This window comes from Microbispora sp. NPDC049125, assembly GCF_040802045.1.
Classification (GTDB): domain Bacteria; phylum Actinomycetota; class Actinomycetes; order Streptosporangiales; family Streptosporangiaceae; genus Microbispora.
In genome coordinates, this window is sequence record NZ_JBEZDW010000005.1 from 159045 (window position 1) to 183543 (window position 24499).

General features: G+C 69.6%; 26 protein-coding genes. 11 read left to right on the forward strand and 15 right to left on the reverse strand.

What is annotated here, in order from left to right:
- Positions 1–11: 11 nt before the first annotated feature.
- The 3 genes from AB0B72_RS08285 to AB0B72_RS08295 all read right to left on the reverse strand — a co-directional run bounded on the left by AB0B72_RS08285 (position 12) and on the right by AB0B72_RS08295 (position 1344).
- On the reverse strand, positions 12–200 hold the full coding sequence (locus tag AB0B72_RS08285) for a hypothetical protein (RefSeq protein ID WP_367737862.1): 189 nt from the start codon (positions 198–200) through the stop codon (positions 12–14).
- A 74-nt stretch (positions 201–274) separates the two neighbouring features.
- On the reverse strand, positions 275–1012 hold the full coding sequence (locus tag AB0B72_RS08290; RefSeq protein WP_367737867.1) for a DUF899 domain-containing protein: 738 nt from the start codon (positions 1010–1012) through the stop codon (positions 275–277).
- A 29-nt stretch (positions 1013–1041) separates the two neighbouring features.
- Positions 1042–1344: a hypothetical protein gene (locus tag AB0B72_RS08295; RefSeq protein ID WP_367737868.1), complete on the reverse strand. Its 303-nt coding sequence runs from the start codon at positions 1342–1344 to the stop codon at positions 1042–1044.
- Positions 1345–1558: 214 nt separating this feature from the next.
- On the opposite strand from AB0B72_RS08295, the gene AB0B72_RS08300 reads away from it, so the two are divergent.
- Together AB0B72_RS08300 and cphA are read left to right on the forward strand one after the other, a co-directional pair.
- Entirely contained in the window at positions 1559–2386 is an 828-nt protein-coding gene (locus AB0B72_RS08300; protein ID WP_367737870.1) for a cyanophycinase, read from the forward strand.
- A gap of 43 nt (positions 2387–2429) precedes the next feature.
- Positions 2430–5183: a cyanophycin synthetase gene (cphA, locus tag AB0B72_RS08305; RefSeq protein WP_367737871.1), complete on the forward strand. Its 2754-nt coding sequence runs from the start codon at positions 2430–2432 to the stop codon at positions 5181–5183.
- A 56-nt stretch (positions 5184–5239) separates the two neighbouring features.
- Here the strand turns inward: cphA and AB0B72_RS08310 are convergent, their stop codons facing one another.
- On the reverse strand, positions 5240–5926 hold the full coding sequence (locus tag AB0B72_RS08310) for a DUF998 domain-containing protein (RefSeq protein WP_367737872.1): 687 nt from the start codon (positions 5924–5926) through the stop codon (positions 5240–5242).
- The gene (locus AB0B72_RS08315) at positions 5923–6198 is read right to left on the reverse strand and encodes a hypothetical protein (protein WP_367737875.1); all 276 of its coding nucleotides are present in this window, start codon (positions 6196–6198) and stop codon (positions 5923–5925) included. The genes AB0B72_RS08310 and AB0B72_RS08315 overlap by 4 nt, the downstream gene beginning before the upstream one ends.
- 311 nt (positions 6199–6509) lie before the next feature.
- Here AB0B72_RS08315 and AB0B72_RS08320 point away from each other — a divergent pair, with 311 nt between their 5' ends.
- Positions 6510–7037: an EF-hand domain-containing protein gene (locus AB0B72_RS08320; RefSeq protein ID WP_367737877.1), complete on the forward strand. Its 528-nt coding sequence runs from the start codon at positions 6510–6512 to the stop codon at positions 7035–7037.
- 99 nt (positions 7038–7136) lie between these two features.
- Here AB0B72_RS08320 and AB0B72_RS08325 read toward each other — a convergent pair whose 3' ends face one another.
- Positions 7137–7787: a TetR/AcrR family transcriptional regulator gene (locus AB0B72_RS08325; RefSeq protein WP_367737879.1), complete on the reverse strand. Its 651-nt coding sequence runs from the start codon at positions 7785–7787 to the stop codon at positions 7137–7139.
- A 182-nt stretch (positions 7788–7969) separates the two neighbouring features.
- Between AB0B72_RS08325 and AB0B72_RS08330 the strand changes: the two genes are divergently transcribed.
- Both AB0B72_RS08330 and AB0B72_RS08335 read left to right on the forward strand, forming a co-directional pair.
- The gene (locus tag AB0B72_RS08330) at positions 7970–8092 is read left to right on the forward strand and encodes a hypothetical protein (protein ID WP_367737881.1); all 123 of its coding nucleotides are present in this window, start codon (positions 7970–7972) and stop codon (positions 8090–8092) included.
- Positions 8089–9030: a virginiamycin B lyase gene (locus AB0B72_RS08335; RefSeq protein WP_367737884.1), complete on the forward strand. Its 942-nt coding sequence runs from the start codon at positions 8089–8091 to the stop codon at positions 9028–9030. The genes AB0B72_RS08330 and AB0B72_RS08335 overlap by 4 nt, the downstream gene beginning before the upstream one ends.
- On the opposite strand, the gene AB0B72_RS08340 is transcribed toward AB0B72_RS08335, so the two are convergent.
- From AB0B72_RS08340 to AB0B72_RS08360, 5 genes are all read right to left on the reverse strand, one after another.
- Entirely contained in the window at positions 9006–9656 is a 651-nt protein-coding gene (locus tag AB0B72_RS08340) for a response regulator (RefSeq protein ID WP_367737886.1), read from the reverse strand. The genes AB0B72_RS08335 and AB0B72_RS08340 overlap by 25 nt on opposite strands.
- Positions 9644–10885, reverse strand: a complete 1242-nt coding sequence (locus tag AB0B72_RS08345) for a sensor domain-containing protein (RefSeq protein ID WP_367737888.1) — start codon at positions 10883–10885, stop codon at positions 9644–9646. Before AB0B72_RS08345 ends, AB0B72_RS08340 begins: the two co-directional genes overlap by 13 nt.
- On the reverse strand, positions 10837–11760 hold the full coding sequence (locus AB0B72_RS08350) for a CPBP family glutamic-type intramembrane protease (RefSeq protein ID WP_367737889.1): 924 nt from the start codon (positions 11758–11760) through the stop codon (positions 10837–10839). The genes AB0B72_RS08345 and AB0B72_RS08350 overlap by 49 nt, the downstream gene beginning before the upstream one ends.
- Before the next feature lie 177 nt (positions 11761–11937).
- A complete protein-coding gene (locus tag AB0B72_RS08355; RefSeq protein WP_367737891.1) occupies positions 11938–12993 on the reverse strand; it encodes a methyltransferase in 1056 nt (351 codons plus the stop codon).
- Positions 12994–13135: 142 nt separating this feature from the next.
- On the reverse strand, positions 13136–13774 hold the full coding sequence (locus AB0B72_RS08360) for an HD domain-containing protein (RefSeq protein ID WP_367737893.1): 639 nt from the start codon (positions 13772–13774) through the stop codon (positions 13136–13138).
- Positions 13775–13943: 169 nt separating this feature from the next.
- Here AB0B72_RS08360 and AB0B72_RS08365 point away from each other — a divergent pair, with 169 nt between their 5' ends.
- Positions 13944–15020: a GlxA family transcriptional regulator gene (locus tag AB0B72_RS08365; protein WP_367737895.1), complete on the forward strand. Its 1077-nt coding sequence runs from the start codon at positions 13944–13946 to the stop codon at positions 15018–15020.
- 98 nt (positions 15021–15118) lie between these two features.
- Positions 15119–15997, forward strand: a complete 879-nt coding sequence (gene lgt, locus AB0B72_RS08370) for a prolipoprotein diacylglyceryl transferase (RefSeq protein WP_367737896.1) — start codon at positions 15119–15121, stop codon at positions 15995–15997.
- A gap of 55 nt (positions 15998–16052) precedes the next feature.
- Here lgt and AB0B72_RS08375 read toward each other — a convergent pair whose 3' ends face one another.
- Positions 16053–16646 (reverse strand): hypothetical protein, encoded by a 594-nt coding sequence (locus AB0B72_RS08375; RefSeq protein ID WP_367737898.1) that lies wholly within the window; start codon positions 16644–16646, stop codon positions 16053–16055.
- Between the two features lie 320 nt (positions 16647–16966).
- On the opposite strand from AB0B72_RS08375, the gene AB0B72_RS08380 reads away from it, so the two are divergent.
- Together AB0B72_RS08380 and AB0B72_RS08385 are read left to right on the forward strand one after the other, a co-directional pair.
- Positions 16967–17590 carry a response regulator gene (locus AB0B72_RS08380; RefSeq protein ID WP_367737900.1) on the forward strand — a complete coding sequence of 208 codons (624 nt, stop codon included), beginning with the start codon at positions 16967–16969 and terminating at the stop codon, positions 17588–17590.
- A complete protein-coding gene (locus tag AB0B72_RS08385) occupies positions 17583–19565 on the forward strand; it encodes a sensor histidine kinase (protein WP_367737902.1) in 1983 nt (660 codons plus the stop codon). The genes AB0B72_RS08380 and AB0B72_RS08385 overlap by 8 nt, the downstream gene beginning before the upstream one ends.
- Before the next feature lie 50 nt (positions 19566–19615).
- Here AB0B72_RS08385 and AB0B72_RS08390 read toward each other — a convergent pair whose 3' ends face one another.
- Positions 19616–20476, reverse strand: coding sequence for an alpha/beta fold hydrolase (locus AB0B72_RS08390; RefSeq protein ID WP_367737904.1), 861 nt, complete (start codon positions 20474–20476; stop codon positions 19616–19618).
- A 67-nt stretch (positions 20477–20543) separates the two neighbouring features.
- Here AB0B72_RS08390 and AB0B72_RS08395 point away from each other — a divergent pair, with 67 nt between their 5' ends.
- On the forward strand, positions 20544–21734 hold the full coding sequence (locus AB0B72_RS08395) for an epoxide hydrolase family protein (RefSeq protein WP_367737906.1): 1191 nt from the start codon (positions 20544–20546) through the stop codon (positions 21732–21734).
- A gap of 101 nt (positions 21735–21835) precedes the next feature.
- On the opposite strand, the gene AB0B72_RS08400 is transcribed toward AB0B72_RS08395, so the two are convergent.
- Entirely contained in the window at positions 21836–22453 is a 618-nt protein-coding gene (locus AB0B72_RS08400; RefSeq protein WP_367737908.1) for a hypothetical protein, read from the reverse strand.
- A 701-nt stretch (positions 22454–23154) separates the two neighbouring features.
- Here AB0B72_RS08400 and AB0B72_RS08405 point away from each other — a divergent pair.
- Positions 23155–23703 (forward strand): hypothetical protein, encoded by a 549-nt coding sequence (locus AB0B72_RS08405; RefSeq protein WP_367737910.1) that lies wholly within the window; start codon positions 23155–23157, stop codon positions 23701–23703.
- A 231-nt stretch (positions 23704–23934) separates the two neighbouring features.
- Here the strand turns inward: AB0B72_RS08405 and AB0B72_RS08410 are convergent, their stop codons facing one another.
- Positions 23935–24393 carry a spore-associated protein A gene (locus AB0B72_RS08410; RefSeq protein ID WP_367737912.1) on the reverse strand — a complete coding sequence of 153 codons (459 nt, stop codon included), beginning with the start codon at positions 24391–24393 and terminating at the stop codon, positions 23935–23937.
- Between the last annotated feature and the right edge of the window lie 106 nt (positions 24394–24499).

Below are 24499 nucleotides of genomic sequence, written 5' to 3' on the forward strand. Positions count from 1 at the left end.
CGTCCCTTCACTCATCCCATCGGCCAGAACATGGTGGCCATCGCCGCGGCCATGACAGCGTGGGCCACATGGGAGATCCTTTCCGCGGCGCCCGGCGCCGCCACACCTGAGCCGGGTCGCACTCCGCGGATCAGGAACCATGCCGCCGTGCCCGCGAGCACGAGGATGAGCATCCACCTGAGTGTCAGAGACTCGATCATTCCGGAACTCCCGTGTTCGAGACGGACGGGTGACGCCCCCTGGCGAGGCGTCACCCGGCATGCCGTCGGCGTGCTCAGTGATGGTGGGCGTGGTGGGAATGGTCCGCCCCGCCGTCGTAGGTGTCGTGGTAGGGGAACTCGCTGACGTAGCGCCGCCGGCCCAGGGGGGTCAGGTCGAGGTAGTGGTAGGTGCTCAGCAGCACCTCCGCGCCCCGGCCGTACGTCGAGTAGGTGTGGAAGACGGCGTCCTCGTCGCGGACGAAGACGCTGATGCCCTGGGCGTCACCGTGGACCGCGTACCCCAGGCCCTCCCGTTCCAGGGTCGACTTGTCCTTGTAGTTGTACTCGACCGGCGCGGCGGCCTCGTCGTTGGTGACGTGGAAGTCGTAGTTGAAGTCGCTCCCTGCGGAGGAGTACCACGGGATCGTCCACCCCATCCGCGCCCGCCACCTCTCGATCTTGGCCAGGGGCGCTCGGGAGACGAGCGCGAACGTCGTGTCGCTGGCGTGCAGGTGCTCCAGGCGGCCCACGTTGTCGACCGCGAACGAGCAGCTCGGGCAGCCGTCCTCCCAGTCCTCGTTCCACATGAAGTGGTACACGAGGAGCTGACGGCGGCCCTCGAACAGGTCGGCGAGGCCGGCCGTGCCGGCCGGACCTTCGAAGACGTAGTCCTTGTCCATCCTGACCATCGGCAGCTCCTGACGCCGCGCGGTGACCGCGTCCTGCGCCCGCATGGCGTCCTTCTCCTGCTCAAGCAGCTTCAGCCGCGCCGCCAGCCACTCGTCGCGTGAGGCCGTACGTGGGAGAGGCATCGTCTTCTCCTTCTGCCCTGAATGGGTCATCACCGGAAGAGGCGGTAGGAGCCGACCAGCGTGGCGCCGGCACTCACCGGCGGGACGGTCATGCGACCGGCCGCGTCGTGCTGGAACTCGGCGAACGCCGACGACCGCCGGAGCGGGTTGTCGTCCCCCTCGATCAGGGCGACGTGCACGAATCCGACGCCGTCGGCCAGGCGGAACACCCCGTAGCGCAGCCCCTCGGGGGCCGTCTCGTTCAGCTCGCGGAACACGCGCTCCACCAGCCGCTGGTTCTCCGCCGCCGCGTCGGCGCGGGTCTCGTAACGCACCACGACCGTCTCGCTCATCTGGACGACACTCCTCATCCGCCTGAAGTCACACCGGAGAGCGGCCTCGCCGTTCTCCGGTCGTCTACAGGTACAGAGGCGCCGCGCCGGCGAAATTCATCGGCCGGGCGCGAATGGGCCGATCCGTCAGGCGCGTATGGGACCGTAAGGGCCGAACTGGTCGCTATCGGTTGATTATCGGCAACTGAGGGTAACCTCTGGTCGAGGAGGGAGCATGGACGCGGACGAAGGGGATAAGCCCGGCGATCCGGGCCGCCTGCTCATCATCGGGGGCGCCGAGTGCCGCGGTTCCGGCCTACTCGAGCGGTTCGTGGAGCTGTCTGGCGGGGAGGCGGCCCGGATCGTGCTTGTCACCACGGCCACCGGGGTGCCCGAGGAGGTGCACGCCGACTACGAGCGGGTGTTCCGCGAGCTCGGCGTGGACCACACCAGGGAACTGCGGCTGCGCGGGCGCTCCGACGCCGACGGCGACAACGCGGCCAAGCTCCTCGACGACGCCACGGGCGTGTTCTTCTCCGGCGGCGACCAGTCGCGGCTGCGCGCCCTGGTCGGCTCGCGGGCCAACGAGATCCTGCGCGACCGGCTGCACGCAGGCGGCGCGGTCATCGCCGGGACGAGCGCCGGCGCCACCGCCATGGGCCGCACGATGATCCTCGGCGGCGAGGGCCCCGGCGTGTCCGCCGCCACGGTCCGCACCGGCCCCGGGCTCGGCCTGCTCCCGAAGGCGCTCCTCATCGACATGCACTTCAGCGAGCGCGGCCGGCTCCCCCGGCTGCTCAGCGCCATGGCGCTCGACCTGGAGTACCTGGGTGTCGGCATCGGCGAGAACACCGGGATCCTGGTCGACGGCACCCGCTTCGAGGTGCTCGGCACCGGCGTGGCCACGGTGGCTGACGGGCGGAACGCCACGGTCATCCACGCCGCCGGGGACGAAGACCCGATCACCCTGTTCGGCGTCCGGCTGCACCTGCTGCCCGCCGGGTGCGTCTTCGACATCGCGACCCGCGAGGCCACCATCGGGCCCGCGCACGACCGGTACTGACCCCGTCGGCCCGCCCATCCGCCCAACCCTTAGGGAGTGTCACGTGCGTCTCGACGACCTGCGTCACCTGAGCGGACCCAACTCGTTCAGCACCCGGCCGGTCACCGTCGCGCGGCTCGAGCTCGAGGAGCTGACCGGCCGGAAGACCACCGAGTACCCGGGCTTCGCCGGCCGGCTGACCGCGACCCTGCCCGGGCTGGCCGAGCACCACTGCGGGGCCGGGCGTCCTGGCGGGTTCCTGGAGGCGATGGCCCGGGGCACCTACTTCGGCCACGTCACCGAGCACGTGGCCCTGGAGCTGTCCAGCCTTGTGGGCCGCGACGTGCACCTGGGCCGGACGATGTGGGCCGGCGCCGACGGCCGCTACGACGTGATGACCGAGTGCCCGCAGGACGAGCCCGCGCAGTCATCGGTGCCGTCCGAGCTGCTGGAACTGGCCATCACCACGGTCAGGCACATTCTTCTTGAACGCATGCCCGACCTGTCGCTCGAACTGGCCGGGATCGCTCGGGTCGTGGAGCGGGAGCGCCTCGGCGTGAGCACGGCCGCGCTCGCGGGCGCGGCCCGCCGCCGGGGGATACCGGTCCGCCGGGTCGGCCACCTGAGCATGCTGCGGCTCGGCTACGGACGCCATCGCCGGCTGGTGTGCGCCGCGCTGACCGAGCAGACGTCGGTGATCGGTGTGGACATCGCGGCCGACAAGATGCTGGCCAAGCAGCTGCTGGCCGGCGCGGGCATCCCGGTGCCCGACGGGGTGGTGGCCTGGAGCGCGGCCGACGCCGCCGGGGCGCTGGGACGGCTCGGCGGGCCGGTCGTGATCAAGCCGCTCCGCGGCAACCACGGCGCCAACGTGACCGTCGGCGTGACCACCGCCGCGGCCGCGGCAGGGGCCTACGCCCAGGCGGCGGCCGACGGCGAGGGCGCGATCGTGGAGAAGTTCGTGCCCGGCACCGACTACCGGGTGCTGGTGGTCGACGGCCAGGTGGTCGCCGCGGCCGAGCTGCGGCCGGCCTCGGTGACCGGCGATGGGGCCTCCGACATCGCCCGACTCGTCGACATGGTGAATGCCGACCCGCGCCGGGGCGAGGACCACTCCAGGGAGCTGACCAGAATCAAACTGGACGAGCGCGCGCTCGCGCACCTGGAGGCCCAGGGCCTTGGCCCGGCGTCGGTCCCCGCCCGCGGCCGGCTCGTGACCCTGCGCCGGAACGCGAACCTGTCCACCGGCGGAACCAGCCGCGATGTGACCGACCTGGTGCACGAGGACGTGGCCGACATGTGCCGCCGGGCCGCGGCCGTGGTCGGCCTGGACGTCTGCGGCATCGACGTGCGGCTGGCCGACATCGCGGCACCGATGCGGTGCGGCGGGGCCGGTCACGGCGGGGCCGGGCCCGGGGCCGTGATCGAGGTCAACGCGTGCCCGGGGCTGCGGATGCACCTGTCCCCGGCGGAGGGCGCGCCGCGCGACGTGGCCGGCGCGGTGATCGACAGCCTGTACCCGCCCGGCGCCCCGTCTCGGGTCCCGGTCGTCGCGGTCACCGGGACCAACGGGAAGACCACGACGGTCCGCATGATCGGCCACATCCTGAGCAAGGCCGGCATGCGGGTGGGGATGTCCACCACCGACGGGGTCTACTCCGGCGGCCGGCTGGTCTACGACGCCGACGCCTCGGGCCCGCGATCGGCGGACATGGTGCTCGACGACACCAGCATCGAGGCCGCGGTCCTGGAGACGGCGCGCGGCGGGATCATCCGCGGTGGGCTCGGCTACGACCAGGCCGACGTGGCCGTGATCACCAACATCACCGCCGACCACCTGGGCGCGGACGGCGTGGAAGATCTCGACGAGCTGGTCGAGGTGAAAGCGCTGGTCGCCGAGGAGGTTCGCGAGGGCGGGACCGTGGTGCTGAACGCCGACGACCCGGTGGTGGCCGCGCTCGCCGACCGGCCGCGGGTGCGCAGGCGCGCGTCCGTGATCAGGTATTTCAGCCTGGTGAACGGCAACCCGGTCGTCGAACGGCACCGGCGGGCGGGCGGCCTGGCCTACGAGCTTCGCAACGGCGAGCTGGTCGAGTTCGACGCGGGCCGGGAGCGGGCGCTGCTCGGCGTGGCCGAGCTGCCCGGCGCGTTCGGCGGGCTCGCCCCGCACGTGATCGCGAACGCGCTGGCCGCGGTGGCGGCCTGCCGCGGGCTCGGGGTCAGCGCCAAGGACATCCGGCGCGCGCTGGGCACGTTCACGCCGGGCGAGTCGAACCCGGGGCGCGGCAACGTCTACCTGGCCGGCGGCGGCCCGGTGATCCTGGACTACGGCCACAACGCCGCCGCGCTCGACGCGACCGGCCGCATGATCAGCGATGTCTGGGGCGGCGAGCCCGTCGCCGCGATCACGCTGCCCGGCGACCGCCGCGACGACCTGGTGGCCCGCTCGGCCGAGGCCGTCGCCGCGTGGTTCGGCCGGGTCGTCGTCTACGAGGACGCCGACAAACGCGGCCGCCGGCCCGGTGAGATAACCGGACTGATCGCCGCGGCGATGCGCCGGGCCCGGCCCGGCATCGGCCTCGCCACCGCCGAAGGACCGCAGGCCGCCCTGCGCATCGCGGTCACGATGGCCGCCGGCCACCCGGTCCTGTTCGTCTACGAGAAGCTCGCCATGGCCCGCCAGGCCCTCGAGGCTTTGAACGCCCGCCCCTGGCCCGCCGGCGCGGTTCCGCCTGCACCCACCGGCGCGGTCCCCGCCTGCTCCTTCTCCCGAGACGCCGCAATCATGCATGACTGGAAGCCCTTTCCGGGGGACTGAGGCGGAGGGGTGAGCTGCCGCCCGCGCCGCCATGGTGCACGGTGGCGGGTGGCGGGTCACCGGGACGGCGCGTCGGCGTTTCCGGCCGGTCGCTCGGTGTCGGCGGCCGCTACCGAGTGGGCGTACACGGTGGTGCAAGCCAGCCATCCGATGTACGCGGGCAGCATCAGGCGTTCGGCCAGGCCGAACAGACCGAACAGGCCGAGTGCGGTGACACCGAGCGCGAATGCCAGCCCGGCCAGGGACAGGACGGCGCATATCCGTACCGCACGGATCGTGGGGCCGGTCGGGGTGTGGCGGCGCAGGCCGCGGGTGATGAGCAGCACCGCGGCACCGAAACACAGGAAGGCGACCTGGCCGGCGACCGCGTGGACCAAGCCCTGAGCGGACAGGTGGACGACGCGTGCCTGCCGGTCGATCGGATCGGTGGGGAAGGCGGCTACCAGGAACATGCCGGCCGCCCAGATGGCGAGCAGGAGCAGGCCGGCGCGCGAGGGCACGGGCCGCATAGCCGCGAGCAGTGCCACTTGGGCGAGCGAGGCGATGGCGAGGCTGATACAGGCGAGCGTGAACAGCCAGCCTGCCGGGCCCAGGACGTACTCGCTGATCGTGACGGCCACCGGGTCGAGCCTCGACTGGACGACGTGCAATGCCGCGACGGCGAGGATGAAGGCCGTGCATCCCGCAAGGCTGGTGCCCGCGAGAAGGCTCGCTCCCCGCGGACCTTGTGGCGAGCGCGTCATCGCTGTGCTGCCCTGACGTGCCGGGCGAAGCGCTGATGAGCTGCCTGCTTGCTGATGCCGAACGCGACCCCGATGTCCGACCACGACGCTCCGCGCCGGTAGGCGGTCACGGCGGCCTGTTCGGCGCTTCGCCGCCCCAGGCTCTCGATCTGGGCGGCGGCCCGCAGGGCGGCGGCCGGGTCGGCCACCGCCAGTGTCGTCAACTGCGTCCGTAACGCGGCGATCAGCTCGTCGAGCGCCGGCGGGGAAGCCGTGTCATCTAAGTGGCTCATGTCGTCAAGGATCCTTGACGGCATGCCTTGCCGTCAAGGATCCTTGACGACTACAGAGAGGTCAGGACCCGTGCGGGCCAAAATCGCGGCCGGTGTGTCTCCAGCCGTTCGGGAGGTCGTTCCCAGCGGTGGTGCCAGGGCGGACGCTTGCGTGCGCGAACCGGCTGCGAGCGGCCGCCCTGAACCCGGCTCGTCTCAGTTCCGTACGACGCCTTCCCTACGGTAAGTAACGGATTAGTCACCAAGTGAGGTATGGTCACCCACGGTGACCTCCGAAAACATGAAGCCTTCCGAAGTCGCGGGGAGCGGATGTGGCCAGTGAGTTCCAGCGTAGAAAGGTCATCGGAGTTTTCCGCGCGATGGATGTGGACGGAGACGGCCGGCTGACCGAGGCCGACTTCCAGGCGCTCGCCCACCGCTGGACGGCCGTCGCCGGATCCGTCGATCCGGAGCGGCTGACCTCCATCATGACCGGCTGGTGGCCGGTGCTCCGGGCCGTCTCCGGCCCTGACGGCGACAACGCCGTCACCCTCGACGAGGTGCTCCTCGTCGTGGAAGGCCTCGGCGAGGCGGTGGACGCGGTCTCCGGTACCGCCGACGCGATGTTCGAGGCCATCGACCTCAACGGGGACGGCCTCATCTCCCGTTCGGAGTACGGCGCGCTCATCGAGACGTGGAACGGGACGCCTGCGGCGATCGACGAGGTCTTCCCTCGCCTCGACCTGGACGGTGACGGTCACCTCACCCGCGACGAGTTCCGCACCCACTGGACAGAGTTCTGGGCAGGCGACGATCCGGACGCCCCCGGGACCTACGTCTTCGGCGCGCTGGCGGAATAGCCCGGGGCGGGGCCGCGGCTGGGCGGCCAGGCGATGTCCTCAGCCGCCGGCGGCAACGGGCGGAAAAAAGCACGGCACGTCCCGGTCTGCGCTGTACGGCTACCCAAGTGGGGTCGATCGCGTAGAGGCCGCCTGGTCGACGACGGTTTCCCCGTCGTCGCCTCGCAGCACCCCCGCGCGCGCGGCCGCCAGCGCGGCATCGGCGGCGCGCTCCACATCCTGCGCGCTCACCGGCTCGTGCGTGACGAACAACCGGTAGTAAACCGGGGCGACCGCTACCCGGATCACCTCCAAGGCGTCGATGCCGGAAGGCAGCTCGCGTCGTTCCACAGCGCGCCGCACCACTACGGCCGCCTGCCGGTGCCGTGCGGCCAGGAACTCTCGTAGAGCCACGGCGGCGTCCGCGCTCTGCATGGCGGCGGTGATGAAGGCCGAAGCGACCGGGCCGCCGGAAGGGTCGGCGAACCCGGTGTGAACGAGAGCCACGACCCCTCGAAGGTCCTCCCGGACGGAACCGGTGTCAGGAATGGGCCAAGGCTCCTCGCGAGCCAGTTCCAGGGCATCGGTGATCAGCCCCTCGACGCTGCGCCATCGCCGGTAGACGGTGGTCTTGTGCACGCCTGAGCGAGCCGCGACGCCTTCGACGGTCATCCCTCCGTACCCGCGCCCGGCCAGCTCGGCCAATGTCGCCTGCCGTACCGCGTCACGGACCCGGGCGCTGCGCCCGCCGGGGCGCTTGAGGCTCTCCAAAGAAGACTCCGGTTGCGTTAAGTGTCCAAAAGCTTTACATTAAAGCTACAACAGTTGCGATTGGTGCTGATCTGAACCATCCGGCCTTCTTCGCCGCGGAGCTGTCACATCCTCCACCGGCACCCGCGTCCTGACCGGCCTCCTCGTCTGAGGCGCACTTCTTACCTGGAAGGATCTCGCTGTTGATCCCTGACCCGATGGCCGTTCACCCGCTGCCGGTCCACAACCGGGTGGTCTTCCTCGAAACGCTGGTCGGCGCACCGGCCCGTGTCGCCCCCGAGCATGGACTGGACAAGCCCCTGTGACACACGTATCCATCGAGGAGTACCGCGTGGCCGACGGCGACGCCGGGCCGTACGCGATCACCACCGGTCCGGATCGCGCACTGTGGTTCACCATGGTGCACAGTGACCGGATCGGCCGCCTGGTCCCCGGCCGTGAGCCGACCGGCTACGAGCTTGGCCCTGGCCGCCGGCCGACGGTCATCGTCACTGGGCCGGACGGCGCGCTGTGGTTCACCGAATACGGAGCACACCAGATCGGGCGCATCACCACCGACGGCGCCATCGACGAGTTCGCGCTTCCCACCGGCTGCGGGCCATTCGGCATCGCCGCGGCTTCCGACGGCGCGTTGTGGTTCACCGAGACCGCCGCCGACCGTGTCGGCCGCATCACCACCGATGGTCGGATCACCGAATTCCCGCTCCCGGTCACCGGCGCGTTCCCCTCCGCGATCTGCGCCGGAGACGACGGCGCGATGTGGTTCACCTTGAACCAGGCCAACGCGATCGGGCGGATCGGCATGGAGGGGACGGTGACCATCCACCCACTGCCGACCGAAGGTGCCGCGCCGGTCGGGATCACCGCGGGCCCGGACGGCGCCGTATGGTTCGTCGAGATCGCCGCCGGTCAGGTCGGGCGGATCGGTAGGGACGGCCGGGTCACCGAATTCCCCCTTCCCGACCGTGCCGCCCGGCCGCACGCGATCACCACCGACGGGAACGGCGATCTGTGGTTCACCGAGTGGGGCGGCAACCGCGTCGGCTCTGTCGCCCCTGGGGGCGTGATCGAGGTGTACGACCTGCCCACCCCCGGCTCCGAGCCGCACGGCATAACGCTCGGCCCGGACGGCGCGCTGTGGACGGCACTGGAGATCGGTGCGCTTGCCCGCATCACCGTTGCACCCGCGTGTCCAGCGCCATCTCGGCAGGGCCGTTTTCAGGCCCGGCCCTCGTCAAGGTAGGTGAGCACGGCCAGCACGCGACGATGGCCGGTATGAGTCGTCGGCAGTCCGAGCTTGCTGAAGATGTTGCCGATGTGCTTGTGCACGGCGTTGTCTGTGATGAACAGGCGTCCGCCGATCTCGGTGTTGCCAAGCCCGCTCGCCATCAGCGCCAGCACTTGGCGTTCTCGATTGCTCAGTGAGCCCACGACGTTCTGGTTGCCCGCTCCCATGATCTGGGCGACAACCTCGGGATCGATGACGGTGCCACCCCCGGCGATCCGGCGCAGGTCGTCGATGAACTCGCCCACCCGGCTCACCCGGTCCTTGAGCAAGTAGCCGACGCCGCCGACGCCGTCAGAGAGCAGTTCGCGGGCATATACCTTCTCCACGTATTGCGACAGCACCAGCACGGGCAGGCCGGGATGTCTTCGCCGGAGCTCCAGCGCCGCTCTGATGCCCTCGTCGCGGAACGACGGGGGCAGCCGCACGTCGGCTATCACGACGGTCGGCCGGTGCCGTTCCACGGCGTCCAGCAGTCCGGGCACGTCGGTGACGAGGGCGGTGACTTCGATGTCCCTGCTGCCCAGAAGAAGTTCCAGGCCCGACGCGAGCAGGACGTTGTCCTCGGCGATCACGACGCGCACGGCAGCTCCGCGGTGATGACGGTGGGCCCGCTGGGCGGGCTGGACACCAGTACGGTCCCATCGAGGGCGGTCGCCCGGTGGCGGACGCCGACCAGGCCGGTGCCCAAACTCTCGTCCGCCCCTCCTCTCCCGTCGTCGGTCACCTCGATCAGCAACCGGTCGCCGCGCCGGGTCATCCTGACCAGCACTCGGCTGGCGCCGCTGTGCTTGGCGGCGTTGGTGAGCGCTTCGGCCACGATGAAGTAGGTGCAGGTCTCGACGGCCGCGGGCAGCCTGCCGAGCTCGCCGAGCTCCACCTCGACGGGTATTCCTGCCCGTGCGGCCAGCGCCGACACCGCGCCCGCCAGCCCCCGGTCGGCGAGGACCGGCGGATACATCGTGCGGACGACGTCGCGTAGCTCGGTCATGGCCTCCTCCGCACCCTCATGGGCCTCCTTGAGCAACCTGGCCAGCGCGCCCGCCTCGCTGGGGAGCGACTCCCTGGCCAGGCCCAGCCGCATCGCGATGGCCACGAGCCTGGCCTGCGTGCCGTCGTGCAGGTCACGTTCGATGCGGCGCAACTCCGCGGCATGAGCGTCCAGCACCCCGGCCCTGCTCTCGGCCAGCTCGCCGATCCGATCGGTCAGCCGTTCCTCGGCCGACGGCGCCAGCGCCGCCAGGCAGCCGCGCGCATGCCGGCGTGCCAGCCACGGCACGGCCCACCACGACACCGCCCCGGCGACGACGGCCTGCGCCGCGCCCATGGCCAGCGCGCTGTCCCACCCGATCGCCGGAACGCCGAGGAACCGTTGCGGCTCCTCGGCCGGGAGCACCCACCACAACGGCGCCGCCACCAGGGGGAACACCGCCCCGCCCACGCAGGCCAGCGCGGCGAGCCCCACGGGGACGCCGATCGCCAGCTGCCACAGCACCCAGCGCAGGTCCCGCCCGGTCTCCGCGTCGTCCAGCGACAGCCGCCATCGCGTACGGACTCCTTGGGGCGGGAGCGGGACGGCCGGGCGTGCGGGAAGGGAAAGGCCCAGGAACGCGGCGGCGCGGCGCCGGTGCCATCCGGCCCACCATCGCAGTCCTGCCGGGATCCGGAAGAACACCGGCGATCCGAGCCCGCACACCGCCGCCAGGAGCACGACGGCCAGAACCGGCAGGACGAGCATCGTCGCCACCGCCGCCGGCAGGCCGATCAACAGATATCGGATGCCGCGCCGTACCTCTGCCCAGCGTTCGCCCATGTCTCCATCTTTCGATAGCCCAGTCTGCCTCGTGTCGCGACAACGATCACCAGGGCGAGAGCGCCGAAGCCGATTAATCCAACCAGGTACCTGCTGCCCAGCACAGGGATCGTGGGAAAGAACGCCGGCCAGAGCACGGAGCCGAAATTGTTGATGTTGGCGTGGAACAGCATGACCACCGGAAGGCTTTCCCGCGTTCTGTTGAACAGCCAGGTGACCACGATGTTGAGCACCAGGGTGAAGAGAAAGAACTCCACCACCGTTTCGAGCGTGGATGTGCCCATCCCCCAGCCGGTGAGGAACAGCGGAAGGTGCCACCCCGCCCAGAGCAGCCCGAGAAGGAGCGCGCCGACCATGGGGCCGTACCGTTCCTGTATGCGGGGGAGAGCGTATTCCCGCCACCCCGGCTCCTCCGCCAGTCCCGTGGTGATGAGCTGAACGACAAGCATCGGCAGGAACGTCACAAGAGCGGGTGCGGCAGGCAAGCTCAGCGCGCCGGCCGCCTCTGGAAGCGCGAACGTCGCCGTCACCATGATCGCGGGCACCCCGGCGAGGGCGAACAGGTACCAACGCGCGCCGACCCTCAACGCGAGGAACCCGCGCAGCCACCGCCGGACTCCCGGCCGCCCCTGGAGAAGCCGGGTCAGCAGGTACGCCGAGAAAATGGGGCCGAAATACGCCCCCGGCATGACGCCCAGGAATTGCGGCGTGCCGAGCACCGACGGGTAGCGGAAGTCAATCACCGCCAGGCCGTCCTCGGAAAGCACGTACGGCAGCCAGGCCAGCCAACTGAGGCCGTAAGCGAGGAGAAAGAATCCGGCCAGGGGATGTCGGCGGAGAAGCGTCCGAACGGGTCTGCTCTTGTCTGGGGACATGCTCGAAATGTTTTCGCAGCGCGGACATGGCGCGATATACAGGCCGCCGCCGAATCCGGATTACAGCCTGCTGTACCAGTCGACCCGCCGGCCGCGAAGCGCCGGTGCTCTGAAACCCCCGGCCCTCGCCCGTAGCGGTTCTGCGCGCGAGAGGGGGCGCGCCAGCGCGGGACGGCGTCAGGCGCTCTCGAGTTCCATGATCCACAGCGGTGAGCGGGTGGGTCGAGCGGAGACCCGGCGCCATCCCCCCGCCGTGAACAGGGCGTCGTACTCGTGCAGGTGTCGTTCCCGGCCTCCGTCGGTGACGGACAGCATGTTCATGTCCGCCACAGCGCCGAAGTCCGGCGTACCGACCTCGCCGAGCACGAGCTCGAAGACGACGGCACGCGCTCCGGGCCGGGCGGCGGCACGGCAGTTGCGAAGAAGGCGGACGCACGCTTCGTCGTCCCAGTCATGCAGGATCCACTTCAGCAGGTACAGGTCCGCTGCGGGCACCTCTTCGAAGAAGTCGCCCTCCACCGCGCTGAAGCGGTCGGAAAGGCCCAGCTCCCTGGCCGTACGGGCAGCCGCGGCGGTCACGTGCGGCATGTCCAGGACGATGCCGTGCAGCGCGGGATTGGCCCGCATCAGCCCGAGCACGAGCCGGCCGTTGGCGCCGCCCACGTCGACGGCCGACGAGACGCCCGAGATGTCGAGCATGCTCGCCGCCTCGGCGGCCACGATCTCGGACATGCTCGACCCGCTGGAGGCGAAGGCGTCGCCCTCCTCCGGATGCTGCGAGAAGTAGGTGAACTGGTCCATGCCCAGCGCCTTGTACACCTGCGTTCTGCCCTCGCGCACGGCGTCGGGAAGGTGCGCCCAGCTCACCCAGGTCGAGTAGCCCGCCAGGTGGAGGGTGGTGTCGCGCATCGAACCGGGGACGCCTTCGCGCAGCAGTTCTCCCATGGGGGTGGTGGCGAACCTGCCGTCCCCTTCGTGAGCGAGCAGCCCGATCGAGGCGCAGGCCCGCATCAGGCGGTAGGTCGTGGCCGGATGGGTGGATGCCCTTTCGGCGACTTCGTCGGCCGTGCGTGCCCCGGCGGCGACATGGTCGATGATCGACAGGGCCGCCGCCGTCCGGACGATCTGCGCCACCCCGTGGCCGGTGATCATCTGAAACAGCCTGCCGAAGTCGCGTTCCCGCTCAAGGGCCGCGTCCTCGTGTCCTGGCGCTGTCTGCGGTGTTTCCTTCATGGTGCTCCGTATGTCATCTCGCTGATCAGTGCGCCGGTGGCGATCCGCGCACTCTCGGGGGCCGCTCTTCCGGCTGTCGAGGGATCGCGGCCGGTGTGCCGGAGAGCCTGCGGGGCTTGCGGTGGCCCCGTGTGAGGCCCGGTCAGCTCGGCCAGGCCGAGCCGACGATGCGCTCCACCGTCGTCATGCGCTGGAAGCCGGGGATGAAGTGCTCGAGCACGTCGGAGTTCACGGTGCCGTTCGTGGTCTCGGGACGGTGCTTGAGCCCGTCGACGTAGGCCCGCAGAAACTCGTTCTTGAAGTCCCCTCGGGGGTGGACGGCGAGGATTTCGTCCAGCTGATCATGCTCAAGGCCGTCCAGGCCGAAGCCGAGCACGTCGGTCAGGACGCCGAGGTACGTGGTCGCGATCTCCGGGGCCATCCGGTCGGGGATGCCCGGCGTGGTGTGCAGCGCGATCGCCGTCCAGACGGTCTCGGCGGCGGCCGTCGAGAAACCCCGGTCCAGGAGGAACTTGCGCGCGTGGTCGGCGCCGTCGACTTCGAAGCGCTGCTCGACGTCGGAGAAGGGGGTGAGGAGGCCGGTGTCGTGGAACATGGCCGCCAGGTAGAGCAGCTCCGGGTCCGGTTTGACGCCGAGCTTGTGAGCGTGAATCAGGCCGAAGAAGAAGACCCGCCGGGAGTGGTGGTAGATGAGAGGGCTGGTCGTCTCCTGGATGAGGCCGGTCGCCTCGGCGACCGCCGCCGTCTCAGGAATCTCCAGCCCCGCGATGATCTCTGGCATGGCGCTCTGACCTTCCGGGAGGTATGTCGGACTGTGGACCGTGTGTCCGAGTTTCATGTTCCCTGCTGATCGGCGTACGGCGCCGCCTTCGTCTGGCCAGGAATCACCTATATCCGGACAGAGTTGCGTGCTCCACCGGCCCGTGATCTGCGGTGATGGTGTGCTACCAATGAACGGTGTCCATGCCTTCCGCGTCGCCGGCCCGGCGGCGGTCAGGGCCGCCGGGGTCCGGCCGGTCTCCGCGCGGATCCGGCCTCGGAGGGCCGGAGCGGTGAACGCCGCCCCTCATCACGTCGCGATCCTCGTCTACGACGGAGTGACGTTGCTGGACGTCGCCGGTCCCGCGGAGGTGTTCAAGGAGGCGAACCGGTTCGGTGCCGGCTACCGGATCGTGCTGCTGTCGCCGAGCGGTGCGGCCGTCACGTCGAGCCTCGGAGTCCGGATCGGGGTCGACGGCGCCGTCTCCGCGGAGCCGGCTTTCGGCACGTTGCTGGTGGCCGGGTCCGACCTGTATCCGCGCGCCCGCGTCCCCGGCGACCTGGCGGACGCCGCACGGATACCGGCGGCTGTGGCCGGCCGGGTCGTGTCGATCTGCACCGGGGCGTTCGTCCTCGCCGCCGCCGGCCTCCTCGACGGCAAGCGCGCGACCACGCATTGGAGGGCCGCGCACGAGCTCGCCGCCCGGTGCCCGACGTGCCGCGTCGAGCCCGACGCGATCTACGTTCGCGATGGAACCACGTACACGTCGGCGGGGGTGACGGCCGGCATCGATCTGGCGCTCGCTCTCGTCGAAGAGGACCACGGGCCCGGCCTGGCGCGCGACGTCGCCCGCGCTTTGGTGGTGTACATGCAGCGTGCGGGCGGCCAGTCCCAGTTCTCCGCACCGCTCCAAGGACCGCCGCCCCGCTCGGCGGCTCTCCGGAAGATCACCGACTTGGTGACGGCGAACCCCCGCGAGGACCACTCGCTCGGTGAACTCGCGAAACACCTCAACGTGAGCACCCGGCACCTCACCCGGCTTTTCCGCGACGAGCTGTCCATGCCACCCGCCCGCTACGTGGAGAACATCCGGTTCGACCTGGCCAGGGCACTGCTCGACCAAGGACACACCGCGACGCAGGCCGCGACCCTCGCCGGGTTCCCCAGTTACGAAAGCATGCGGCGGGTCTTCGCCAGGAAGCTGTCGATCAGCCCCGCCGCCTACCAGCGCCGGTTCAGCACGGCCCGCCGCGCCAACGCGGGTTAGGCGCGAGCCGGCCGACGCCGACGCGGCTGTCTTCGGCAAGGTTTGCGATCAGGTCACGCGGGCGGCCGAGTGGCCCGACGTTGACTAGCCTCACCAGCATGCCCCTCGCCTCGATCCCCAGCCCTTCCGAAGGGGTCTGGTATCTCGGATTCCTCCCGATCCGGGCCTACGCACTGTGCTTCGTCATCGCGATCCTCTTCGGCATCTGGCTCAGTGAGCGCCGCTGGCGCGCCCGCGGCGGCGAGAAGGGCGCGATCAGCGACGTCGCGGTCCCCGCGGTGGTCTCCGGCCTGATCGGCGCTCGCCTCTACCACGTCGTCACCGACTGGCAGATCTACTTCGGCCCGCGTGCGATCAAGGAGCCCTATCAGGCGCTGTTCATCTGGGAAGGCGGGCTCAGCATCTGGGGCGCGGTCGCCCTGGGAGGCGTGGGCATGTGGCTGGCCTGCCGCCGCCGGGGGCTGTCCCTGGGCGCCGTGGCCGACACGGTCGCGCCCGGCATCGCGTTCGGGCAGGCGATCGCCCGCTGGGGCAACTGGTTCAACCAGGAGCTGTACGGCAGCGCGACGACGTTGCCGTGGGGCCTGGAGATCGACCAGGCGCACGGCGGCGTGACAGGCGTGCTCTACCACCCGACGTTCCTGTACGAGTCGCTGTGGGACGCGGCGCTCGGTTTCGCGCTGATCCTGGCCGGCAGGCGGTTCACGCTGCGCCACGGCCGCCTGTTCGCCCTCTACGTAGCCGGCTACACGTTCGGGCGGTTCTGGATCGAGGGGCTGCGGATCGACCCGGTGGGCGGAGTGAACCACGCGGTGACGCTCCTGGGGCTGCGAATCAACCAGTGGACCTCGATCGTGCTGTTCATCGGCGCGCTGGTCTACCTCTGGGTGACCCGTGACAAGGACGCCGAAGAGATCGTGGTGCCGGCCTCACAAGGGCCCGTCCAGCAATCAAGCGGTGTGACCCGGGAACCGTGATCGGCGCTTCGCCGGAGGCGGCCGCGCCTTCGGCCGCCCCGACAAGTAGACGGAATCAGCCCGCCGGTCGCGCTGCCCCCGTTGTACGGTCCATGACTGCCTGGTGTTCCTTCGCCCCGGCGAAGAGCGCGATCCCGACGGCGAGGAGCAGGAGGTAGGTCACCAGGTCGACGACGTTGGTCAGCGGGTCGTGCCGGTCGCTCTGGGCGAAGGTCAGCAGAAAGCCTCCGACGCCGTAGACGAGGGGCGCCCATCGCCGGCCGCGCGACAGGTCGGCTCTCCGGGCGATGAGGATCCCCGCGACGAGCGCCACGAGCACCGACAAGATGCCGCCGACCGGCAGGAGAGCGGTGACCTGGCCGGTCGTGAGCATGATGACCCCGCCGATGCTCAGCAGCAGCCAGCTGACGGGCCACAGAGCCTGGATGATCCGTGCCGGGAGGCCCGGTCCGGCCTCCTTCAACGCGGCGAGCCCGGCGGTCAGTACGGCGACGGCGACACAGGCGATGGCGCCGAGCGCGTTGCCGATGTACCAGGAGGTCGTCCGCACGGCTGGGTCGCCCAACACGACAGCCCAGCCGGCGAGGAAGAGCACGCCGCCCACGATGCCGATGGCACCGAAGAAGCGGGCGCGGGGGGAGTGTCGCATGATGATCCCTGTCTGCCATGGCCGCGGTGAGGCCGGCCGGTTCGTGTACGTGGGTGTCGGGTCCGGGGGTGCGGATGTGGCCACGACCTTGTTGCGAGCCCACATCGCGCCCCAGCGGCGTGTGACGTCAGTCTGCGACGGTGGGCGGTGCGAGCGGATGAGGCGGCGTTCCTCGGCTGGCATGCGAGGAGAGGACTGATTCCCGGCTCGATCGGGAACGCGTACCCATGGCGACCGGGATTGTGCACTCCTGCGGCCGCGCCGGCCATGGTCATACTTTGCGCATGGACACGAGTCGCGGCGAGCCCGCTGCAATACGGGTGCTCCTCGCCGACGATCATCCGGCGCTACGGCGCGGGCTCGCGCTTCTGCTTGGCACGATTCCGGGCATCGAGGTGGTGGCACACGCCGGGGACGGCGAGGCGACCTTGCGGGAGGTCGCGCTGCACAGCCCGGATGTGGTCGTGATGGACCTGCGCATGCCCGGAATGGATGGCATCGAGGCGACCCGAAAGGTGATACGCGAATACCCGGGTACGGCGGTCCTGGTCCTGACCATGTTCAACGAGGATGCGATGGTGACCGAGGCGCTGCGCTCCGGCGCCCGCGGTTACCTGCTGAAGACCGCCGAGTCCGACGAGATCGAGCGTGCGATCCGCGCGGTGGCCGCGGGCGATGTGATCTTCTCGCAGGCGGTGGCGGGCCGGCTGATCGACCGGCTGTCGGCGCCGAGACCACCTCTCCCGCAGTTGTCCCCCCGCGAGCGCGAGGTGCTGGACGAGGTGGCCACAGGAGCGACCAACGGGGCGATAGCCCAGCGGTTACACCTGTCGCACAAGACAATCGCGAACCACGTCTCGGCGATCTTGCTCAAGCTGGGCGTCTCCACCCGCGGTGAGGCGATCGTGATCGCCAAAGACGCCGGGCTCGGTCGCCGTGGTTGATTCACACGTCCGTGTCGCCGCCGCCGGAATCGCCGGCGCCGTTCTGGCCGCGACCGCCATCGTCTTCGCCGACCTCGCCGGTGTCTCCTGGCGGGACTGGATAGACACGTACGCGATCACCAACATCGTGTTCGGCATCGGGTTCACCCTGCCCGGCTCGATCATCGGGTGGTACAGGCCCGGCCACCGGGTCGGCACACTTTTCATGATCAGCGGGTTGGGGCATCTGGTCACCGCTGCCAGCGGGATGCTGCTGACGTACGGGCTCGAACACGGGTGGCCCCTGCCGATGGAGCGCACGCTGGTCACCTTCTACTTCGCGGGCTGGCAGCTGGGGATCGGCTTCCTCGCCAACATCGCGCTGTTGCTGTTTCCCGACGAGCGGCTGCCGTCACGACGCTGGCTTCCGGTCCTATGGCTGACGATCGCCGCCGGACTGTATGTGACTGTCAGCAGCGTCCTTTCCACCGGTACGTTCTTCGGCCACCCCGGCGTCACCTCGATCCTCGACATAGGCCTCGTACAGCCCAACCTCGCCGACACGATATCCAGCCTGTTGTTCATCCCACTGAACCTCGCCTGGATCGCGGCTCTTGTAGTCCGGTATCGGAGCGGCGACGAGCGCACGAAGCGCCAACTGCTGTGGCTCATCCTCGCGCTGATCGCCATGCTCCTGCTCAACACACAACGCTGGATCACCGGCGACGGGCCGATCCTGCTGCTGCTGTCGTTCGTACTGATCCCCCTGGCCGTAGGGGTCGCGATCGTGCGCCACCAGCTGTTCGACATCCGGCTGGTGCTCTCCCGGACACTGCTGTACGGCCTGACGATCACAGTGATCGTCGCCGCGTACGCCGGCCTCGTCGCGGCCTTCTCCACGCTTGTGCCTCCCACCGCCGAAAGGGGTGTGCAAGCCGGCGCGGCGATCGCGGTTGCGATCGGCTTCACGCCCGTACGCCTGCTGATGCAGCGCCTCACCGACCGGGCCTTCTACGGCGGCCGGTCCAACCCCGCCCGCACGGCACAACAGGTCGGGCAGACCTTCAATCACGACAGCGACCTCGCGGAAGTACTCGACCGCACCCGCATCGCCCTGCGCATCCCCTGGCTGGCGCTGTACGCCTCGGACGACGCGGTCCTCTCCCAAGCGGGCACCCCGCAAGACGGCGGCACCACCGATATGGAGCTGCGCTACCGCGGCGACCACGTCGGCACGATCCGCGTCGAGCTACGCCGCGGCGAAAGCAGCCTGCACTCCGCCGATCGCGACACGCTCAACCTGATCGGCACACCCCTCGCGGTCGCCCTGCACGCCCTCCAGCTCACCGAACAGGTGCGCCAAGCCCGCGCCGCCACCGTAGAAGCCGCGGGAGCCGAGCGGGTACGCCTGCAGCGCGAGCTGCACGACGGCCTCGGCCCTTCACTGACCGGCCTGGCGTTCCGGGCCGACGCGGCGTCTCGCCTTCTGCGATCCGACGTCGAGGCCGTCGGTCAGCTGATCGGCGAGCTGCGCACCGACCTGCGAGCGGTCATCGACGACGTACGGCACATCGTCCACGGCCTGCGCCCCATGGAGCTTGATCAACTCGGGCTCGACGGCGCCTTGCGGGAACACGTGGCGGCGATTCCTAGGCAGGCCGAACGAGAGGTCGCCGTCGAAATCAAGGCGCCCCATCCCATGCCCGCCCTGTCTCCGGCGGTCGAACTCGCGGCCTACCGGATCGCGAAGGAGGCACTGACGAACGTGCTGCGCCACTCCAGCGCCCGCAACTGCCGCATAACGCTGCGCATCGACGACAACCTGCACGTCGACGTGAGCGACGACGGAAGCGAGCCGGCCACATGGCGCCCCGGAGTCGGGCTCCGCTCAATCGCCGAACGCGCGGAGGAACTCGGTGGCACAGCCACCGCGGGGCCGGCCACCGGCGGCTGGCGGGTCACCGCATGCATTCCCATCCACGACAGCGGGGCATAATCGCTCCCTCATCGCATAACTGATAGGTGAGCCTCAGGCTGCGGTGGCCGCTATTTCGCGGTCGCGCGGAGCCACTCCAGGCTCTCCGCCGCCGAGTCGAGAATCGAGATGTGCCCGTCGCCGGGTGACAGCCGGAGTTCGGCGTCCGGGCAGCGGCGGGCCAGCCACTCCCCGTACGAGCTGGGCGCTATCCGGTCCTGGCCGCCGTGCAGGAGCAGGACCGGCGCCGTGATCTGGGCGGGGTCGCACCCCCACGGGGAGACGTACGCGAGGTCGTCATCGATCAGCCCGTCCGGTCCCTGCTCCAGGGCCGGGCCGACGACCTTGCCGAACCAGGACCACGTGCCGTCGAGCGCGGCGTGATCGGCTGGGGCGAACATCTCCGGGTCGTACTCCGCCCGCGCCTCATGACGCTCCTTCGCCGCTCGTCCCTCGGCGGCGGCACGCAGGGAGGCCTGGCCGGAGCGGGACATGCCGGCGAACCAGTCGAGCCCGTCGGCGTCGTACGGCGCCATGGGCGCCGCGGCCACCACGGCCCGCACGCGCTCTGGCAGCAGGGCGGCGCAGGCGAGGGCGTGCGAGGCGCCGCCCGAGTGGCCCATGACCGCGAAGCCGCTGAGGCCCAGCGCCTCGGCGACGTGCCGGGCGTACAGGGCCGCGGACGACACGGTCCGGCCGGGCTCCCGGGTGGAGCCGCCGTATCCGGGGCGGTCGTACGACACCCAGCGGATGCCGAGGCGCTCGGAGGCCTCGAAGAGCGGCTCGGGTGGCGTGCCGAGATTCGGCGTGCCGTGGTGCCAGAGGACCGGCAGCCGGTCGCCGGCATCGTCCGCGTCCGTATCTGTGCCTGTGTCGTACACATGCAGCGTGCGGCCGTCGGCCAAGGTCAGATCGAGCTCCTTGATTCTCATGACGGTGGCCTTTCGATGCATGTGCGGGTAAAAGGGGGAGCGTTTGTCGAGAGAAGAGGAATGCCCCGTGGAGAAGCAGGCTATCGATGAGGAATTGCGGCCGTTCCGGATCGAGGTCCCCGAGGGCGACCTGGACGATCTGCGGCGGCGGCTCAGCCAGGTGCGCTGGCCGCCTGAGCCGGCGGACGGCGGCGACGGTTACGGCGTTCCCCTCGCCAGGATCCGGGAGCTCGTCCGGTATTGGCAGGATGAGTACGACTGGCGCGTGTGGGAGGCCAGGCTCAACGAGCATCCCCAGTTCACGACCGCCATCGACGGCACCAGGGTGCACTTCCTTCATGTGCGTTCCCCCGAGGCCGACCCGTTGCCGCTGGTGCTCAGCCATGGCTGGCCCGGCTCGGTCGCCGAGTTCCTGGACGTGCTGGGGCCGTTGAGCGACCCGCGGCGGCACGGTCTCGACCCCGCGATCGCGTTCGATGTGGTGGTCCCGTCGTTGCCGGGGTTCGGCTGGTCGGGGCCGACGCCGGACACGGGCTGGGGGCCGCGGCGGATCGCCCGGGCGTGGGCGGTCCTGATGAGCCGTCTGGGCTATCGCCGGTACGGCGCGGCCGGGAACGACTGGGGCTCCCGCATCTCGCCCGAGCTCGGACGGCTCGCGCCGGAGGCGGTCGTCGGCGTGCACGTCACGCAGCTCTTCTCCTTCCCGGACGGCGAGTCGATGGCCTTCCCGCCGACCGCCGACACCCTTGATCCGTCCACCTTGACCCCGGCCGATCGCCAGGCCCTGACGACGCTGCGATCGATCCAGCGGAACAGGTCCTCGTACTATCACCTCCACGCCCAGCAGCCGCAGACGCTCGCCTACGCGATCAGCGACTCTCCCGTCGGCCTGCTCGCGTGGAACAGCCAGGTCATGCACAGCCTCGACCCCGACGCGCTGCTCACGCACGTCTCGATCCACTGGCTCACCGGCACCGCGGGCTCGGCCCCGCGCATCTACGCCGAGCAGGAGCGGCAGAGCGCTCCCGAAGGCCCCACGACCGTGCCGCTCGGCCTCGCGCGGTTCCCGGACGACATCGATGCGATACGGGCCGTCGCGGAGCGCGACCACGCCAACATCGTGTCCTGGAACACCTATGACCGCGGCGGCCACTACGCCGCCCGCCAGGCGCCGGAGCTGCTCGTGAACGACATCCGGGCCTTCTTCGCTTCCGTCACCTCGCCGCCCGCTAGCGGAGCAGGACGTCCCCCGAGGTGAAGAGGCGCACGCGGACGGGCTCCAGCGTACGGTCCTCGCCGTGGCGAACGGCTTGACGCCGTCGCCGAGGATGAACAGGCGTTGCCACCTGCGACGGTTCTTCAGCGGGAAAGATGCTCCGATCCGCCGAACTCTGCTTCTGCGAAAAGCTCGCTGAAGGCCGCCTCGCCCGTTCCCGAATCGACGGCGACGGCGGTGATCAGGCTTTCTCCTTCAAGTTCGCTGTCCCATACGGTCTCGACCGCGATCTCACCGTTTTCCCGCACTCCGGTTGCCGACGCGTGAAAGTGGCCATGGTCGATATGATCCAGCAGTTGCCGGATGGCGTCCGCGCCGGTTTCGAGTCCCTGCTCCGATCTCAACACCATACTCGCGGACTCTACATGCGACTCCTTTAAGAGGCCGTCGAAGGCAGGTATCTCAGTCTTGTCCGAAGATGGAAGGCGGACGTTCAGGCGAATGATTCTGGCAACCGTGCCGCGCCACTCGTCGAAAGATTTATGACTTGTGGGTGACGATATATCCCACGCTTCCCCCGTTTGCTCCCGCAGAAGCGAGCGAAGGGCTCCTGTAAACGAAGTAACCCGTATGGTCGGCAACCTGACCTGGAAGGCCAGGGTGAAGGTCGACAGCTTGATCACGAAAGGTGAAGCGACGCCCGCAGGCAGGATCGCCGGAACGAAATCCAGTTTCCTCTCGTCCCAATGGTCGGCACCCATCTCGGCATCGCATCCGAGACGTCCGCGTATGTAGCCTTCGGGGGTTTCAATACCGCCAAGCCGCCACGCGCGTCCATACCACAGGACGCGAGTACCCGACCTCAGAGCATGGAGAAGCCGATCTTCGGGTGTATCGAAAAGGGTTGGTTGGGCGGGCGGCACTATGCGGGCGCGGGCGACCCGACCCGTAGACGGTTGAGACGGCACCCGGGAACGATATGCCGAATCCACGTCAATGTCGCTTATTGCTCAAGTTAGCTTCTTGCTACCAAATGTCCGACGGGACGCCATATACTCCATTCTGGTCAGCCTAAAAAGATATGTGGATCGATTTATTCTGTTATTCGGGTGGTCTCAGTAAGAGGCGCGGTAAACGCTCCGAACGGTGGCGGCGCGGCCCTCCGTCTGGGCGGCCGGCTCCCGCCGACGTCGGAACGCCATGGCGCGGGGTTCTTCTCGACATGATGGACCGGCGACCACCGGCACCATCATCAGGCGAGATCGTTCCGGGCGGGGCCCTCCCCTCATCCCGGAGGCTGCCTCGCCGGCGAGGCGCGGGGCTCGGGGCAGCGCCCCGAAGTCTTTCCTCCGCGGGCGCTACCGGCCGGCGATCGCTGGTACTGAACGGCGCGCGGACGTACCTTCAGTGAGGTGGTGGCCCTTGCGGGCGCTTCAGGGTTCGCGGATGAGGTGATCCAGTCATGGAACGTCGATCCAGCAGCTTTGTGCCCGACTCGGATGAGATCGCGGAGTTGCAGGCTCGGGCCGACGCCGGCGACCAGAACGCGGCAGGGCGGTTGGGGGAGTTGCTTGCCAAGAGCGGCGATCTCGAAGGCGCGCTGCGGGTGTGGGCGCGAGCCTATGGCGACTGCCACCTCTGGGCCACGACGAAGCGGTTGGCTGAGATGAAGGCCGAGGACGGTGATCTGCAAGCCGCGGTGCAAACATGGCTGTTTTCGGATGTTGTGTGGCAGAACCCGGAAGGTCTTCGCCAGGACTACCTGGCCACCCTGGATGCCGACGAGCGGCGAGAGCTCGAGGACGATGACCCCGAGGATTGGGCGTTCATCGAGGAGGAGCAGTTGACCCTGCGGCTGGCCGAGCGGGGTGATGAGGCGGCGATCGCGAAGCTGCGGGCACAGGCCGAAGCCGGCTACCCGGCCGGGGCGATACATCTGGCTTGGTGCGAGGAACACTGGCGCCGCAGTAAGGACGCGACGGCGCGGCCCCGAAGCCCGCTTGAAGAGTGAGCTTCGATTGTGCTGTGTGAACGGCCGGTGACGACAAGACGGGCCCGCCGGGCTCCTTAAGCAGTGACCGTATCCGCTCGCGTCCGGCTGCGGTCGCCGACAGGACGAGCAGCCCGGCAGGCATCGCCAGAGTCAGTGCGAGGTGCAGCAGTTTCCTCGCATAATCATCCCCCTGTCGCTGGTGGAGGTCGTCGACAACGGTGTCCCGGCCGGTCGGCCGGAGACGGCCGTTCAGCCGCAGTGGCTCCAGTCGATGCCGCCGGTGTCGGTGTGCGACAGGTAGCCGCTGTCCTTCCAGAAGCCGCGCACCCAGGCGTCGACGCTCACGCAGTGGCCCCGCCCGTACAGGTAGACCGGCCCCGCGTAGGAGCGGTAGCTGCTGCTCGCGTCGGTGGCGACCTGGCCGTCGGAGACCCGGAGCGTGATGCCCATGCCTCCCGACGCGATGAAGTCGACGTCGCGGCGCAGGATCGCGCAGTTCTTGCCGTTGGAGCTGTTGTAGTAGAGGAAGATGACGCCGGAGCCGGTGGCGGGGGCGATGTCGCTGCTGAGCGGCATCGCTTCCACGACGGAGTAACCAGACCCGCAGCTGCCCACCATGTAGGTGTCCGCACTGGCGGGAGCGCTGACGACGGCCGTCGCGGCGATGACGGCCGCGGCGCCCAGTGACCGGAACGCGTTTCGGTGCACGATCGATCCTTCCGGAACGGGATTGGGAGAGCGGTGCACGAGTACAGATCCCTCCGGACGGAAAATCTTGACGGCTGAACCCGGAATGAGACCGAGGTCACACGGC